Origin of the sequence: Streptomyces sp. NBC_00647 (assembly GCF_045207245.1) — a bacterium.
Taxonomy (GTDB): Bacteria; Actinomycetota; Actinomycetes; order Streptomycetales; family Streptomycetaceae; genus Streptomyces.
In genome coordinates this window covers 2,209,740-2,225,584 of the sequence record NZ_CP109040.1, presented here as the reverse complement: position 1 = coordinate 2,225,584, position 15,845 = coordinate 2,209,740, and the positions used below count along the sequence as shown (strand labels likewise).

The 15,845-nt window shown below is 70.8% G+C and carries 11 protein-coding genes; 5 read left to right on the top strand and 6 right to left on the bottom strand.

Annotated elements, in window-relative coordinates:
• Window positions 1-114 precede the first annotated feature (114 nt).
• The gene (locus OG788_RS09785; RefSeq protein ID WP_406370184.1) at window positions 115-753 is read right to left on the bottom strand and encodes a hypothetical protein; all 639 of its coding nucleotides are present in this window, start codon (window positions 751-753) and stop codon (window positions 115-117) included.
• Between the two features lie 422 nt (window positions 754-1,175).
• Here OG788_RS09785 and OG788_RS09780 point away from each other — a divergent pair, with 422 nt between their 5' ends.
• The 5 genes from OG788_RS09780 to OG788_RS09760 are packed head-to-tail and all read left to right on the top strand — an operon-like array spanning window position 1,176 to window position 9,221.
• Complete coding sequence (locus OG788_RS09780) at window positions 1,176-4,130, top strand: nitrate- and nitrite sensing domain-containing protein (RefSeq protein ID WP_406370182.1); 2,955 nt, start codon at window positions 1,176-1,178, stop codon at window positions 4,128-4,130.
• The gene (locus tag OG788_RS09775) at window positions 4,127-4,564 is read left to right on the top strand and encodes a roadblock/LC7 domain-containing protein (protein WP_406370181.1); all 438 of its coding nucleotides are present in this window, start codon (window positions 4,127-4,129) and stop codon (window positions 4,562-4,564) included. The genes OG788_RS09780 and OG788_RS09775 overlap by 4 nt, the downstream gene beginning before the upstream one ends.
• Window positions 4,565-4,573: 9 nt before the next feature.
• Window positions 4,574-4,969, top strand: a complete 396-nt coding sequence (locus OG788_RS09770) for a DUF742 domain-containing protein (RefSeq protein WP_266756317.1) — start codon at window positions 4,574-4,576, stop codon at window positions 4,967-4,969.
• Window positions 4,970-4,993: 24 nt separating this feature from the next.
• Entirely contained in the window at window positions 4,994-8,635 is a 3,642-nt protein-coding gene (locus OG788_RS09765; protein WP_406370179.1) for a hydantoinase B/oxoprolinase family protein, read from the top strand.
• Entirely contained in the window at window positions 8,616-9,221 is a 606-nt protein-coding gene (locus OG788_RS09760) for a GTP-binding protein (RefSeq protein ID WP_406370177.1), read from the top strand. Before OG788_RS09765 ends, OG788_RS09760 begins: the two co-directional genes overlap by 20 nt.
• Window positions 9,222-9,426: 205 nt before the next feature.
• Here the strand turns inward: OG788_RS09760 and glpK are convergent, their stop codons facing one another.
• The 5 genes from glpK to OG788_RS09735 form a co-directional block, all read right to left on the bottom strand.
• Window positions 9,427-10,947 (bottom strand): glycerol kinase GlpK, encoded by a 1,521-nt coding sequence (glpK, locus tag OG788_RS09755; protein WP_266756311.1) that lies wholly within the window; start codon window positions 10,945-10,947, stop codon window positions 9,427-9,429.
• A 97-nt stretch (window positions 10,948-11,044) separates the two neighbouring features.
• The gene (locus OG788_RS09750; RefSeq protein ID WP_406370175.1) at window positions 11,045-11,785 is read right to left on the bottom strand and encodes an MIP/aquaporin family protein; all 741 of its coding nucleotides are present in this window, start codon (window positions 11,783-11,785) and stop codon (window positions 11,045-11,047) included.
• Window positions 11,786-12,158: 373 nt separating this feature from the next.
• Window positions 12,159-13,802, bottom strand: coding sequence for an EAL domain-containing protein (locus OG788_RS09745; protein ID WP_406370173.1), 1,644 nt, complete (start codon window positions 13,800-13,802; stop codon window positions 12,159-12,161).
• Between the two features lie 243 nt (window positions 13,803-14,045).
• Window positions 14,046-15,236 carry a lipid-transfer protein gene (locus OG788_RS09740; protein WP_406370171.1) on the bottom strand — a complete coding sequence of 397 codons (1,191 nt, stop codon included), beginning with the start codon at window positions 15,234-15,236 and terminating at the stop codon, window positions 14,046-14,048.
• A 28-nt stretch (window positions 15,237-15,264) separates the two neighbouring features.
• Entirely contained in the window at window positions 15,265-15,711 is a 447-nt protein-coding gene (locus tag OG788_RS09735) for a Zn-ribbon domain-containing OB-fold protein (protein ID WP_406370170.1), read from the bottom strand.
• Between the last annotated feature and the right edge of the window lie 134 nt (window positions 15,712-15,845).

Below are 15,845 nucleotides of genomic sequence, written 5' to 3'. Positions count from 1 at the left end.
CTCCTGGGTCGGCCCGGCCGCGTGAGCAGCGATCCACCTCAGGCTCCGTCGCAACGCGTCGGAACGCGTCGCTCCGCGCACTCGGGGCCCGAGGTGGACGCGGCTGCCGCTCCGCTACGAGTGCGACAACTGCCCGGCCCCGCCCCGCCTGCGTATCCGCTCCTGGGCCCGCGCCGCGATCCGTGCCTGACGCCGGGCCTTGCGGCGCTCGCGCCGCAGTGCCCTCGCGGTGCTGCTCGGTACCGACACCACGCCGTTCCGCTGGTTCCACACCTGCCGTGTCACCCAGACGTCCAGGGCACCCCACGTGGCCACAACCGTGCTGGCCACGCTGCTCAGGACCATCGGGAAGGCCAGCCAGGACCCCGCCATCGTGCAGAGGAAGGCCACCACGGCCTGCGTCAGCGTCACCGCGATGATGAGCACCGCGCGCACGGCCGACGTGCGCACCGGATCGGGCAGCCGGCGCCTGCGCGCGGGCTCCTCGATCCACAGCGGCCGGTAGTACGCCTGCTCGTCGTGGCTCTCGTGTCCGTCCGTGGCGGCGCCCATCTCATCGGCTCGGCCGCGTATGTCCGTGGCAGTGTCCCCGACGTCCGCGACGACGCGCCCGTTTGTCGCGGTCCGCCGCCTGTCCGGCTGACCCTGCTCGGTCGCCGGAATGTCGTGATCCCGGGCCTGAGTGGCCAGTTCTGCCGCCTCGCGTGTCGCATCCCGTGTCCCGGGTGCCCCGCTCCGCTCCGCCGTGCCCATCAACTCGTCACTCCCCACCGCCCAGCAACCCTCTCGCACGGGTGTCTCGCGACTCCCGCTCCCCAGTGGCTGCCCGGCTTGCGCTCTTTTACGCCGCCTGAGCGCGGCATGCGGCACCTGTGGCCGATTCCGCCCTCAATTCCCGTACAGAAAGACGAACGACCTGCCCCGAAGATTCCCAACGAGCGAAGAATTTCGGCCAACTGACGAAGTTCCCCGCTCCGATGTGATCCGGCACCAAGTGCCGGATTCAGGGAGGCAATCTCACCCAATGAACGGACAACTCCCCATGTCCCGTTCCCCGTCGAGCGGCTGCGCGACCGGACGGGTCTTCGAGTTACCTATGAGTCAGTAGTAGGCTCACGCCGTTTGTTGACGCACCTGTGTACCCCCGGACGGAGGGGGTCGAGCTGGGGGAGGCCATGCGCTTTCGCGGGAAGTCCATCCGCCGGAAGATTGTGGCGCTGCTCCTCGTGCCCCTTGTGTCCCTGACCGCGATCTGGGCGTTTGCGACCGTACTCACGGGGCGTGAGGCCAGTCAGCTCTTCAGCGTGTCGGACATCGTGGAGAAGATCGCCTATCCGACCGAGGACACCGTCAGGGTCCTCCAGCGGGAACGCCGCCAGACGCTCGTCTATCTGGCCGATCCCCGCGCCTCCGACGGACTCGCGGCCCTCCAGCGCAGCCGGAGCGCCACGGACCGGATCGTCGCGAAGGTCCGCAGGAACGCCAAGGACACGGACGTACGCAAGGAGCTGAGCGGGGGCACCTCGGAGCGCCTCACCTCCCTCCTCGAAGCGATCGACGGGATCGACTCGCTGCGCGCCGGTGTCGAGGAGGGCACCGTCGACCGGGCCGGGGCCCTCGGCCTCTACAACCGTCTGATCGACCCCTGCTACGTCCTGCTGGCCAACCTGCACGTGGTCGACAACGTGGAGCTGGACAAGCAGGGCCGTGCTCTCGTGAACGTGTCCCGTGCCCGCGAACTGCTCTCCCGCGAGGACGCCCTGCTCGGCTCCGCGCTGGTAACCGGTCGCATCACGCGCGACGAACTCCGTGACATCTCCGACCTCGTGGCCCAGCGCGCACTCCTGTACGACGTGAGCCTGCCGTTGCTGCCCGCCTCGGAACGCGAACGCTTCGAGCGCTACGAGAAGAACGCCGCCATGGTGTCCCTGCACGTGGCGGAGCAGGCCGTCGCCGATTCCACCACCGGCTCGCCACGCGGCGTCACCGCGAAGAGCTGGGACGCCGCGGCCGGACCGGTGCTCGACGAACTCGGCACCCTCGAGGACCGGGCCGGCGACCACTACCAGGACAGGGTCAGGCCCGTGGCCATGGCCGTCATCCTCAAGGCCGTCGTCGCCGGAGTGATCGGCCTGATCGCCCTGTTGATCTCGCTCGTCATGTCCGTGCGCATCGGCCGGAGCCTCATCCGCGACCTGCGACGGCTGCGCCTGGAGGCCCATGAGGCGTCCGGTGTACGGCTGCCCAGCGTCATGCGCCGTCTCTCCGCCGGCGAGCAGGTCGACGTCGAGACCGAAGTGCCGCGCCTGGAGTACGACAGAAACGAGATAGGCGACGTCGGCCAGGCCCTCAACACCCTTCAGCGCGCCGCCGTCGAGGCGGCCGTCAAGCAGTCCGAACTGCGCGAGGGAGTCTCCGAGGTCTTCGTCAACCTCGCGCGCCGCAGCCAGGTACTGCTCCACAAGCAGCTCACCCTGCTCGACACCATGGAGCGCAGGACCGAGGACACCGACGAACTGGCCGACCTGTTCCGCCTCGACCACCTGACCACCCGTATGCGCCGCCATGCCGAGGGCCTGGTCATCCTGTCCGGCGCCGCGCCGTCCCGGCAGTGGCGCAAGCCGGTCCAGCTCATGGACATCGTCCGCGCCGCCGTCGCCGAGGTCGAGGACTACGAGCGCATCGAGGTACGCCGCCTGCCGCGAGTGGCCGTCACCGGTCCCGCCGTCGCCGACCTGACGCATCTCGTGGCCGAACTCCTGGAGAACGCCACGGTGTTCTCGCCCCCGCACACGGCAGTTCACGTGGTCGGCGAACGAGTCGCCAACGGCTTCACCCTGGAGATCCACGACCGCGGCCTCGGTATGGCGGCCGAGGCGCTGCTCGACGCCAACCTGCGGCTCGCCGAGACTCCCGAGTTCGAACTCTCCGACACCGACCGGCTCGGTCTCTTCGTGGTCAGCCGGCTCGCCCAGCGGCAGAACGTCCGCGTCTCGCTCCAGCCGTCCCCGTACGGCGGCACCACCGCGGTCGTCTTCATGCCGGACTCCCTGCTCACCGACGACGTGCCGGACACCAACGGCATCGGATTCCGCCTCGACCGCACCCTGCCGGCCAAGGAGGCCGAGTCGGAGGAGGGCCGCAGGGCGGCACTCACCCAGGCGCCGGTGCGTCTGCCGGGACTGCCCGCCTCGATCCTGGACGGCCCCGTCGAGCTGGACGCGCCCGTCGACCTGGACACGCTCACCGGATTCCCCGGCGCCCTCGGCGACGACGACAGCGAACGCGGAGGACTGTTCCGTCCGCGGCGCTCCATAGCCGGCGTCCCCGCGAGGCAGCACCAGCAGACCGATGAGAGCGGCGACGAGCCCGCCCGCTCCGGTGACGACGACCGCTCGGGCACCGCTCCTGTCGGGCTGCCGCGACGCCGGACACCGAAGCTCGTCAGCTCCCACGGCCGTCCTGTCGGCCAGGCCAGGTCGCGGCGCGACCACGCGGACGGCGACCCGGGGCAGGACCTGGAGCCGGTGCAGAGCCTCGGCACCCCGTCCGACCCGGAGCCGATGAAGGAAGCGGACCGCCCGGAACGTCGTGGGGCGGAGCTCGAAGGCATGAAGCCACTGCCCCAGCGGCGCGGCGAGCGGTCCACGCCGTCGGGCCGGCGCGGCGGCGAGCGTCCCGGTGTCCCCGGTCCGCGCGGACCTTCCGGCACACCCGAGAGGTCCGGCCTCCATGAGGCACCCGAGCTCCGCCCGGCGCCCGGCCTCCACGACGCCCCGGCCCTGCCCCGCCGCACCCGCGGTACCGCCGCTGACGCGGGCCCGGACGACACCGCCCCCCGCCGTGACACCGCGGCGGGCCCGGCGGAATCGGAGACGAACCCGCTGCCACGGCGCGTCCGGCAGGCCAGTCTGGCCCCGCAGTTGAAGGACGGACCGGCGCGGCTCGCCGAGCGTGACAAGGCCCGCGGCGGCACGGGGGCGGACCCCGCCGAGCGGGACGCCGGCGAAGTACGCAGCCGGATGGCCTCGCTCCAGCGGGGCTGGCAGCGCGGCCGCGACGAGAACGCCGTGGGCGACCAGGCCCAGGACGGCTCAGCACGACGAACGACAAAGGGGGACGGTCGATGACCGCACCGAAGGCCGCAGGGCCCGCGACCAGCAACGTGTCCGGCGAGCTGAACTGGCTCCTCGACGAACTGGTGGACCGCGTCGCCAGCATCCGCAAGGCGATCGTGCTCTCCGGCGACGGCCTTCCGACCGGGGCCTCGAAGGACCTCAGCCGGGAGGACAGCGAGCACCTGGCCGCCGTCGCCTCCGGTTTCCACAGCCTCGCCAAGGGCGTCGGCCGGCACTTCGAGGCGGGCAGCGTCCGGCAGACCGTCGTCGAACTCGACGAGGCCTTCCTGTTCGTCACGGCCGCCGGTGACGGCAGTTGCCTCGCGGTGCTGTCGGACGCCGACTCGGACGTGGGTCAGGTCGCGTACGAGATGACGCTCCTCGTCAAGCGGGTCGGCGTACATCTGGCCGCCAGTCCGCGCACCGATCTGCCTTCGGGCGGGTAGTGGGATGACATGAGCGGAGACGGTCAGGGAACACGCCACTGGTTCGACGACGAGGCCGGACCGGTGGTCCGTCCGTACGCCATGACACGCGGCCGCACCACCAGCGCGGCCCAGCACCGCCTCGATCTGATCGCGGTAGTGGTCACGGAACAGCACGCCGAGGACCCCGAGGCCGACCACACACTGTCCCCGGAACACGTGGACATCGTCGAACTCTGCCGTGACGCTCCCCAGTCGGTCGCCGAACTCGCGGCGGAACTCGATCTGCCCATCGGAGTGGTGCGGGTCCTCATCGGGGACCTGGTGGACGACGAAATGGTCCATGTGACACGTCCCGTACCCCCTGCCGAGCTGCCGGACGAGAGTATTCTGCGCGACGTGATCAGTGGCCTCCGGGCACTCTGAGCTGGGCGGAAACGGGGAACAGACGTGACAGGCTGGCAGTTCTGGGTCGACCGCGGCGGTACTTTCACGGACATCGTCGCGCGGCGCCCCGACGGTCGCCTGCTCACGCACAAACTTCTGTCCGACAATCCGGCCCGCTACGCCGACGCCGCCGTCGCGGGCGTCCGTGAACTCCTCGGTGACGCGGGGGACGCCGCGGGCGCCCCGGTCGACGTCGTCCGGATGGGCACCACCGTCGCCACCAACGCCCTGCTGGAACGCAAGGGCGAGCGCACGCTCCTGGTGACCACCCGGGGCTTCCGCGACGCCCTGCGCATCGCCTACCAGAACCGCCCCCGCATCTTCGCCCGCGCGATCGAGCTCCCCGAGCTGCTCCACGAGCGGGTCGTCGAGGTCGACGAACGGATCGCCGCCGACGGCACCGTCCTGCGCGCCCCCGACCTGGACGCCCTCGCCGTACTTCTCCAGGAGGCGTACGACGACGGGATCCGCGCGGTCGCCGTGGTCTGTATGCACAGCCACCTCCACCCCGCCCACGAACAAGCCGTGGGTGAGCTGGCGGCCCGCGTCGGCTTCCCGCAGATCTCCCTCTCCAGCGAGGTCAGCCCGCTGATGAAGCTGGTGCCCCGCGGTGACACGGCCGTCGTCGACGCCTACCTGTCGCCCGTGCTGCGCCGCTACGTCCGACGCGTCGCCGATGAACTCCGGGGCGTACGGCTGATGTTCATGCAGTCCAACGGAGGCCTCGCCGAGGCCGGCCAGTTCCGCGGCAAGGACGCCATCCTGTCCGGACCCGCGGGTGGCATCGTCGGCATGGCCCGGATGTCGCAGCTCGCCGGTTTCGACCGCGTCATCGGCTTCGACATGGGAGGCACGTCCACGGACGTCTCCCACTTCGCCGGAGAGTACGAGCGGGTCTTCACCACGCAGATCGCCGGGGTCCGGCTGCGCGCCCCCATGCTGGACATCCACACCGTCGCCGCGGGCGGCGGATCGGTGCTCCACTTCGACGGCTCCCGCTACCGCGTCGGCCCCGACTCGGCCGGCGCCGACCCCGGACCCGCCTGCTACCGGAACGGCGGCCCACTGACGGTCACCGACGCCAATGTGGCACTCGGCCGCATCCAGCCCGGCCACTTCCCGAAGGTGTTCGGCCCAGGCGGGGACCAGCCTCTCGACGGCGCCCTGGTCCGCGACCGGTTCACCGCCCTCGCGCGTGAGATCCGCGAGAGGACCGGCGACGACCGCACCCCGGAACAGGTCGCCGAGGGCTACCTCCAGATCGCCGTGGCCAACATCGCCAACGCCGTCAAGCGCATCTCCGTACAGAAGGGCCACGACGTCACCCGCTACGCGCTGACCACCTTCGGCGGCGCCGGTGGACAGCACGCGTGCATGGTCGCCGACTCGCTCGGCATCCGCACCGTCCTCGTCCCGCCGATGGCAGGCGTCCTGTCCGCCCTCGGCATCGGACTCGCCGACACGACAGCCATGCGCGAACAGTCCGTCGAGGCGCCTCTGGAACCGTCCTCGATGCCGGGCATCCTCAAGACGGCCGACGACCTGGAAGGCGCCACCCGCGCCGAACTCCTCGCCGAGGACGTCCCCGAGCACCGCATCCGGATCACCCGCCGGGCCCAGCTCCGCTATGACGGCACGGACACGGCGCTGACCGTCGAGCTCACCGAGCCCGACACCATGACCCACGCCTTCGAAGAACGCCATCGCTCCACCTACTCCTTCACCCTCGACCGCCCGGTCGTCGTCGAAGCCCTCTCCGTGGAAGCCACCGGTCTCACCGAACCCCCCGATCTGTCCGCCCTCGCCCCCCACGGGGCCGCACCCGCGTCCGCCTCGGCCACCCGGGAGACGGTCAGGCTCCACACGGGCGGCACCTGGCGCGACGTGCCCCTGCACCGCCGTGAGGAACTCCCGCCCGGCGAGAGGGTGACCGGACCCGCGATCATCGCCGAATCGGGCTCGACGACCGTCGTCGACGACGGCTGGCGGGCCGCGACGACGGACGACGGGCATCTGGTCATGGAACGCGCGGCGATCACGGAGAGTTCCGATCTCGCTACGGAAACGGATCCGGTTCTGCTCGAGGTCTTCAACAACCTCTTCATGTCCATCGCGGAACAGATGGGCGCCCGCCTGGAGTCGACCGCCCAGTCCGTCAACATCAAGGAACGCCTGGACTTCTCCTGCGCCCTCTTCGACCCCGACGGCAACCTGGTCGCCAACGCCCCGCACATCCCGGTCCACCTGGGCTCGATGGGGACGAGCGTCCAGGAGGTCGTCCGGCGGCGCGGCGGCAGCATGCGGCCGGGCGACACGTACGCCGTCAACGATCCCTACCACGGCGGCACCCACCTCCCCGATGTCACCGTGATCACCCCGGTCTTCGACACGGAGGGTGACCGGATCCTGTTCTACGTCGCCTCGCGCGGCCACCACGCCGAGATCGGCGGCATCGCCCCGGGCTCGATGCCCGCGAACAGCCGCACCATCGACGAGGAGGGCATCCTCTTCGACAACTGGCTGCTCGCCGAGAACGGCCGCTTCCGCGAGGCGGAGACACTGGCCCTGCTCACCGAGCCGCCCCACCCCTCGCGCAACCCGAGGACGAACCTCGCCGACCTGCGTGCCCAGATCGCCGCCAACCGGAAGGGCGTCGACGAAGTCGGACGCATGATCGAGGACTTCGGGCTCGATGTCGTGCAGGCGTACATGAAGCACGTCCAGGACAACGCGGAGGAAGCGGTACGCCGCGTAATCGACACGCTCGAAGGCGGCGAGTGCGCCTACGAGACCGACTCGGGGGCGGTCATCCGCGTCCGTGTCACCGTGGACCGTGAAGCACGCGCCGCCACTGTCGACTTCACGGGTACATCCGCGCAGCTCACCACCAACTTCAACGCACCCTTCGCCGTTGTCAACGCCGCCGTCCTGTACGTCTTCCGCACCCTGGTGGACGACGACATCCCGCTCAACGACGGCTGTCTGCGCCCCCTGCGCATCGTGGTGCCGCCGGGATCGATGCTCGCCCCCGAGCCCCCGGCCGCCGTCGTCGCCGGCAACGTGGAGACGTCCCAGGCCATCACCGGCGCCCTCTACGCGGCCCTGGCCGTGCAGGCCGAGGGCTCCGGCACCATGAACAACGTCACCTTCGGCAACGAGCGCCACCAGTACTACGAGACCGTGGCCTCCGGATCGGGTGCGGGCGACGGGTTCCCCGGCGCCCCCGTCGTCCAGACCCACATGACCAACTCGCGGCTCACCGACCCCGAGGTCCTCGAGTGGCGACTGCCCGTCCGACTCGACGAGTTCGCGATCAGACACGGCAGCGGCGGCCCCGGACACTGGCGTGGCGGCGACGGCGCCGTGCGCCGCATCACGTTCCACGAACCGATGACCGTCTCGACGCTCTCCCAGCACCGCAGAGTGCCGCCGTACGGCATGGCGGGCGGCGAGCCCGGTGCCCTCGGCTCCAACCGGGTGGAGCACGCCGACGGCACCGTCACGGAACTCGGCGGAAGCGGCGCGGCGGACGTCGGCCCCGGCGACGTACTCGTCATCGAAACCCCCGGCGGCGGAGGCTACGGCCCACCGCCGCGCGACCCCCATCAAGCAGGAGAAGAGATCGATGATCTTCGGGCGTTCTGAGCGCGGCAAGCCTCCGGTCGAGCCCGTCACGCTCAAGATCCTGGTGGCCGGAGGCTTCGGCGTGGGCAAGACGACCCTCGTCGGCGCGGTCAGCGAGATCAAGCCGCTGCGCACGGAGGAACTCCTCACCGAGGCGGGCCGGCCCATCGACGACACCAGCGGCGTGGAGGGTAAGCACACCACCACCGTCGCCATGGACTTCGGCCGGATCACCCTCCGCGAGGACCTGGTGCTCTACCTGTTCGGCACCCCCGGCCAGGACCGCTTCTGGTTCCTCTGGGACGAGCTCGCCACCGGCGCCCTGGGCGCCGTCGTACTGGCGGACACCCGCCGCCTGGAGGACTGCTTCGCCGCGGTCGACTACTTCGAACGGCGGTCCATACCCTTCGTCGTCGGGGTCAACTGTTTCGAGGAATCCGCCCGTTACCCCGCGGAATCCGTGCGCCAGGCCCTCGACCTCGACCCGGGTGTGCCCGTCGTCCTCTGCGACGCGCGGGACCGGGAGTCCGTCAAGGAGGTCCTCATCCGCGTCGTCCAGCACGCGATGGCCTACGCCGCCGCCCTCCGGGAGACCGTCGCCACCTGACGCGCGACCCGACGCCCCCGCGGCCCCGAGGCCGTCACGCGGACGCCCCCGCGGCCCCGAGGCCGTCATGCGGGACAGGTGCGGCCCGTACCCCCGCCGACCGGGGTACGGGCCGCGGTCGCGCACGCGCGCGTGGATCACGCGGGACGCACGCGCGCGTGGACACCCGTTCCGCGCCGACGCTCCGTCGGCGCGGACGCGGGAGTCAGCCGATGGCGTCGTCGTGCCAGCCGAAGCTCTTCTCCACCGCCTTGCGCCAGTTCTGGTACTCGCGGTCGCGCACCGAGCTCTCCATGGACGGTGTCCATTCGACGTCCTTCTGCCAGTGCGTCTTCAGCTCGTCGAGGTCGTTCCACACGCCGGTCGCGAGCCCCGCCGCGTACGCGGCGCCCAGACAGGTCGTCTCGGAGACCTTCGGACGGATCACCGGCACTCCGAGGACATCCGCCTGGTGCTGCATCAGCAGATTGTTCTTGGTCATGCCGCCGTCCACCTTCAGGGTGGTGATCTGCACCCCGGAGTCCTGGTACATGGCGTCGACGACCTCGCGCGTCTGCCAGCTCGTCGCCTCCAGGACCGCGCGCGCGAGGTGCGCCTTCGTGACGTACCGCGTGAGACCGGTGACCACTCCGCGGGCGTCCGAGCGCCAGTAGGGGGCGAACAGACCAGAGAAGGCGGGCACGATGTAGGCGCCGCCGTTGTCCTCGACGCTCGCCGCGAGCGTTTCGATCTCGTCGGCGGAACGGATGATGCCCAGCTGGTCGCGGAACCACTGCACCAGCGCGCCCGTGATCGCGATCGACCCCTCCAGGCAATAGACCGGCGCTTCCGTGCCGATCTTGTACCCCATGGTCGTCAGCAGTCCGTTCTTCGAGGGAACGGGGCGGTTACCGGTGTTCAGCAGCAGGAAGCTGCCCGTGCCGTAGGTGTTCTTGGCCGTGCCGACGTCGTAGCAGGCCTGTCCGAAGATCGCCGCCTGCTGGTCGCCGAGCGCCGACGCCACCGGGACACCACCGAGTTGGCCCACGGCGGTGCCGTACACCTCGGCGGAGGACCTGATCTCGGGGAGCACCGCTTCGGGGATGTTCATCGCGGAGAGGATGGACGGGTCCCACTGGAGGGTTTCCAGGTTCATCAGCATGGTGCGGCCGGCGTTGGTCACGTCGGTGACGTGCCGCCCGCCGTCCGTGCCGCCGGTCAGGTTCCAGATGAGCCACGAGTCGATGGTGCCGAAGGCGATCTCACCGCGTTCGGCGCGCGTGCGCAGGCCCGGGACGTTGTCGAGCAGCCAGGCCGCCTTGGGCCCGGAGAAGTAGCTGGCCAGGGGCAGTCCGGTCTGCTCGCGGAAGCGGTCCTGGCCGTCCGAGCCGCCCAGTTCGTTGCAGAGCGCCGACGTACGGGTGTCCTGCCAGACGATCGCGTTGTGGACGGGCTTGCCGGTGGCGCGGTCCCACAGGACCGTCGTCTCGCGCTGGTTGGTGATGCCGAGCGCGCTCAGCTGGTCGGCGCGCAGCCCGGCCTTGGCGATCGCTCCCGCGACCACGGCCTGCACCTTGGACCAGATCTCGGTGGCGTCGTGCTCCACCCAGCCGGGCTTGGGGAAGATCTGGCGGTGTTCGCGCTGGTCGACGGCGACGATCGCGCCGTCCTGGTCGAAGATGATGCAGCGGCTGGAAGTGGTGCCCTGGTCGATTGCGGCGACGTATTTCTCGGCGTTGTCCGTCATGACGTCCCCTTACGTGTTCTTCGTCAGGAGGCTGCGTTCTCGTCAGGAGCGTGCGTTCTTGTCAGGAGGCTGCGTTTTCGGGGGAGGCGGCGATCGGTCAGAAGGCCACGTTGTAGATCCCGGCGCCGATGGCGGCGCCCACGATCGGGCCGACCACCGGAATCCAGGAGTAGCTCCACTCCGAGGTGCCCTTGTTGGGAATGGGCAGCAGCGCGTGGGTGAGGCGCGGTCCGAGGTCGCGGGCCGGGTTGATCGCGTATCCCGTGGGACCGCCCAGCGAGAGGCCGATGCCCACGACGAGGAAGGAGATCAGCAGGACCGGCAGGCCCGCGTTGCCGATGCCCGCGACGTGTTTGCTACCACCGACCAGCCCGAGGATGGGCAGCATCAGGGCGGCGGTGGCGATGATCTCGGTGATCAGGTTCTGCACCGGGTTGTCGATCTCTGGGCGCGTCGAGAAGATCCCCAGCGTCTCGATGGCCTTGTCCTCCTCGGCGTTGAGGTTGAACTGGCCGAGGTAGAGCAGCCAGCACAGGGCGGCCCCGATGATGGCTCCGGCGAACTGTCCGAGGATGTAGAAGGGCACGTCCTCCCACTTCGTGGAGCCCTCGATCGCGAATCCGATCGTGACCGCCGGGTTGATCTGCCCTCCCGACAGCGGTGCCGAGGTGTAGGCGCCGGCGAGGACGCCGAAGCCCCACCCGAAGGCGATGACGACCCAGCCGGCCCCCTGGGCCTTCGACTTGTTCAGGGTCACGGCGGCGCACACACCCGCGCCGAAAAGAATCAGAATCGCGGTGCCGATCAACTCGCCGACAAAGATGTCTCCGTTGCTCATGGCGGCTCCTAGGCCTTCGCCCGGGGCGATCCGCTCCGGGCCACCGTGCAGGGTGCGTTTCCCATGGCTACTTCAGCCGAAGGCAGGGAGATCCCGCGCCCCGCCCGGCGTCCGTGACGAGCGTGCCGTCGCAGCGGAATCGCCCGTGGGGACGGCCCTGGGTACAGGTCGGAGACTCGAGCGGTGCGGTGCATGAGGACGCTCGAATGCGGCGATGCCGACTGACACCCGGAAGTGTTCACCGGCACCCAGGGGGCGTCAAGGTCGCGGACCGCAACGGTTCGAAGGGCACAAAGAGGTCGGCGACCGGCCGCGAGCCGCCTGCGGTCGGCGGTCAGATGCGAGCGAATCGGTGAGCGAGTGAGTCGGCCGGTCAGCCGGTCAGTGTCTGCCCGTACGGCTCCATCGGCGCGGCCCCCGTGCCGCGGCGGACCTCGTGCCCGGGAAGCCCCGCTCGTCCCAGCACCCAACTCGCCCCGTTCAGGGCCTTGGCCGCCTGCTTGAGGGGTGCCAGACAGGCGGCCGCCTGCCGGTGATCGCTCACGCTGCCGGGGGCGCACACCACCGTGGCCAGCGACATCGTGACGGCGCGCCCGCCCGCCGTCCAGGGCGCGTCGAGCACCGAGGCCGCCAGCGGAACGAGGTTGTCCGGGTCGGCGAGGACCAGGAAGTCGTCGCCGCCGATGTGACCGACGCGCGTCGCCTCGGACGCCGAGACCTGCAACACCCGCCCCACCGCCCGGATCAGCTCGTCGCCGGCCGCGAACCCCGCGCCGTCGTTGACCTGCTTGAAGTGGTCGACGTCCAGCCAGCTCAGCGCGAACATCCTGCGGTCCGCGATCCGCCGGTCCACCTCCCCGGTGATCGCGTCCGAACCGGGCAGCCGGGTCAGCGGGTTGAGCCCCGCCGCCTCTTCGACCCGGCTCTCGGACAGCGCCCGTACGAGGTCCGCGAGGCGTACGACGCCCACGCACCGCCCGTACCGGTCGACGACCGCGACGTCGTCGGACGTACGGTCCCGATCCCCGTCCGCGACGACGTCGAGAACCTCCCAGGCCGTGGCGTCGACGCCGACCGTACGCGGAGGATCGCCCAGTCTGGCGGCTGGCCGATCGGCGTACAGCGCGTGCCCGTAGCGCCCGGACATCGACAACAGGAACCGTGACCGGTGCACCGACCGGACCGGAATCCCGGAAGGGTTCACGAGCACCACGCCGGACACGTCGGGCGACCCGGTGAGCAGCGCCCTGACCTGCCCTGCCGATGCGGTGGTGGGCAGCAGCGCGGCCGGGCGTACGAACTGTCGTACGGACGGCCCGGACCGGGGCGTGGTGACGGCGCCGGGCGACAGCGCCGGAACGTATACGTCTGCCGAGGGCAGCCGGGCGGGCGGTGCGAACAGCTCGCCCTGCGCCAGTTGCGCGCCCGCCGACACCGCGGCGGCGCACTGCAGTTCCGTCTCGACGCCTTCGACGGAGAGCAGTGCGCCCAGCTGTTCGCACAGGGTCCGCATGGCACGCACGGCGGCGGGGCGCGACAGCAGGGACACGTCGAGCTTCATCAACTCCGGCGCGAGGTCCGTCAGCAGTCGTAGTGGTACGTCGCCGTCGCCGATCCCGTCCGCGCAGATCCGGAAGCCCTCTTCGCGCACCACGGCCACCGCCTCCAGCAGGGCGTGCTGCGGCACGTGCGTGTACGGCGGGCCGATGTCGACGGTGACCTCCCAGGGCAGCCGCTCGGCCTCCCGCACCGCGTTCCGCAGCGCCGAGAGCCTGCCGAGGTCGGCCAGGGTTCCGGCGAACACGTTGACGTGCAGCGGCAGCAGCGTCTCCTTGCGGGCGGCGGCCCGGATGGCCAACGCGGCCAGCCGCCCGTCGAGTTCGGGATCGCGGCGGGCCTGCGCCAGGATGTCGCCGGACTCCGGACGGGCGAGTATCTCCAGCGCCGCGACCCCTCCGGTGGTCAGATTGACGACCGGCTGGAAGGCGAAGCGGACAGTATCCGTCCTGGAGGGCACGGCAGCAGCATGCCGCCGCCGATGTGCGCCGGTGCCCGATTCATAAGGTGTTCACGCAGGATTCCGAAGTCGTCACAATGCGTGCGTACGGGCATCCGGACGCGCCGCTCAGACCTTCTGCGGAGACTGGTTCGAGCGCGGGCCGGTCCAGGTCGGGAACCCCCGGTCACGGGTGCTTGTCGCGGCCCGGCGGGGTCCAGGCCGGTCGCCCCCTGACCGTGCCCCCGGCCGGGCCACGCGGGGCTACCGCAGCGCCACGACCGAGGAGCCGTGGCCGAACAGACCCTGATTCGCGGTGATCCCGACGCGGGCCCCGGCGACCTGTCGGTCACCCGCGCCGTCCCGCAACTGCCAGGTCAGCTCGCACACTTGGGCGATGGCCTGTGCCGGGACGGCCTCTCCGAAGGAAGCGAGCCCGCCGCTGACGTTCACCGGTACGCGTCCACCGAGCGCCGTCTCGCCCTCGCGCAGCAGCTTCGCGGCCTCGCCCTCCCCGCAGAGCCCGAGATCCTCGTACCACTGCAGCTCCAGGGCGGTCGACAGGTCGTACACCTCGGCGAACGAGAGGTCCTCGGGCCCGATACCCGCCTCCTCGTATGCCGCTCGGGCGATCGACGCCCGGAAGGTGCCGCCCGCGGCCTCCACCGCGACCGCGGAGTCCGTGGCGATGTCCGGCAGGTCCAGCACGGTGTTGGGATAGCGCGGCGTCACCGTCGACACAGCGCGGATCCGCACCGGCTCCGACGCCCCGTGCCGGCGCGCGAACTCCATGCTGGCCAGCACCACGGCCGCACCGCCGTCGGAGGTCGCGCAGATGTCGAGCAGCCGCAGCGGGTCGGCGACCACGGCCGACCCGGCGACCTCCTCCGCGGTGACCCTCTTGCGGTAGCGCGCGTTCGGGTTGAGTGCGCCCAGCGCCGCGTTCTTCACCTTGACCTGGGCGAAGTCCTCCGGGGTGTCGCCGTACAGAGCCATCCGGCGGCGCGCGTACAACCCGAAGTACGTCGGATTCGTCGCCCCGAGGACACGGAAGCGCAGCCAGTCCGGATCGTCCTGCCGGTCCCCGCCCGCGGGACGGAAGAAGCCCTTGGGCGCCGCGTCCGCGCCCACCACGAGGACCACGTCCGCGAGTCCCGAAAGGATCTGCGCGCGCGCCGTGCCGAGGGCCTGGGCCCCGGACGCGCACGCCGCGTACACGCTCGCGACGCGCGCCCCCTGCCATCCGAGCGCCTTCGCGAACGTCGCCCCCGCCACATATCCCGGATAGCCTCCGCGCACGGTGTCGGCGCCCACGATCGAGCCGACGTCCCGCCAGTCGATCCCCGCGTCCGTCAGTGCCGTGCGCGCCGCCACGACGCCGTACTCGACGAAACGCCGCCCCCACTTGCCCCATGGGTGCATCCCCACCCCGAGCACCGCCACGTCGCCGGTCATCCCGCCACCCCCGTCCGCCGTGCGCCCTTCATGCCGTCACCCCTGTCGGCCGCCAGTGCCAGGTCGTCCAGGTCGTCTCCGTGTCCTCGTGCAGCACACCGGGGACGACCTCCACCTCCATGCCCACGGCCAGATCGGCGACGGTGATCCCGGGAGCCGCCTGGCCGAGGACCACGAGGCGCTCGGATTCCAGCTCCACAGCGATCAACGCGTAGGGCTCCCAGGAGAGTTCCGGATCGGTCACATAGGGTGACGGAGGTCGGTAGCGGCTGTCGGTGTACGACCAGACGCGGCCCCGGGGCGACAGCGGCACCTCGGTCAGCTCGCCGCCCCCACACCCCGGATTGCGGCAGAAGGCGTCCTCGCGGGGGAAGAAGACCGACGTGCACGCCGAGCAACGGGTGCCCAGCAGGCGGAAGTCGTTCCCGTCCCCGGTGAACCACCCGGCGACGACAGGTGTGCGTGAGCGCGACAAGATCCCTCCACGACGCTGGATCTGACGGAACGTCAGAAGTCTGCCACGGGCAACGGGAATTGGGCAGGGCACGGGCGAACCACTGGTGCCGCTCGGGCGTCGAAGTACCTGTGGGGGTGGCCGGGGCCCACGGG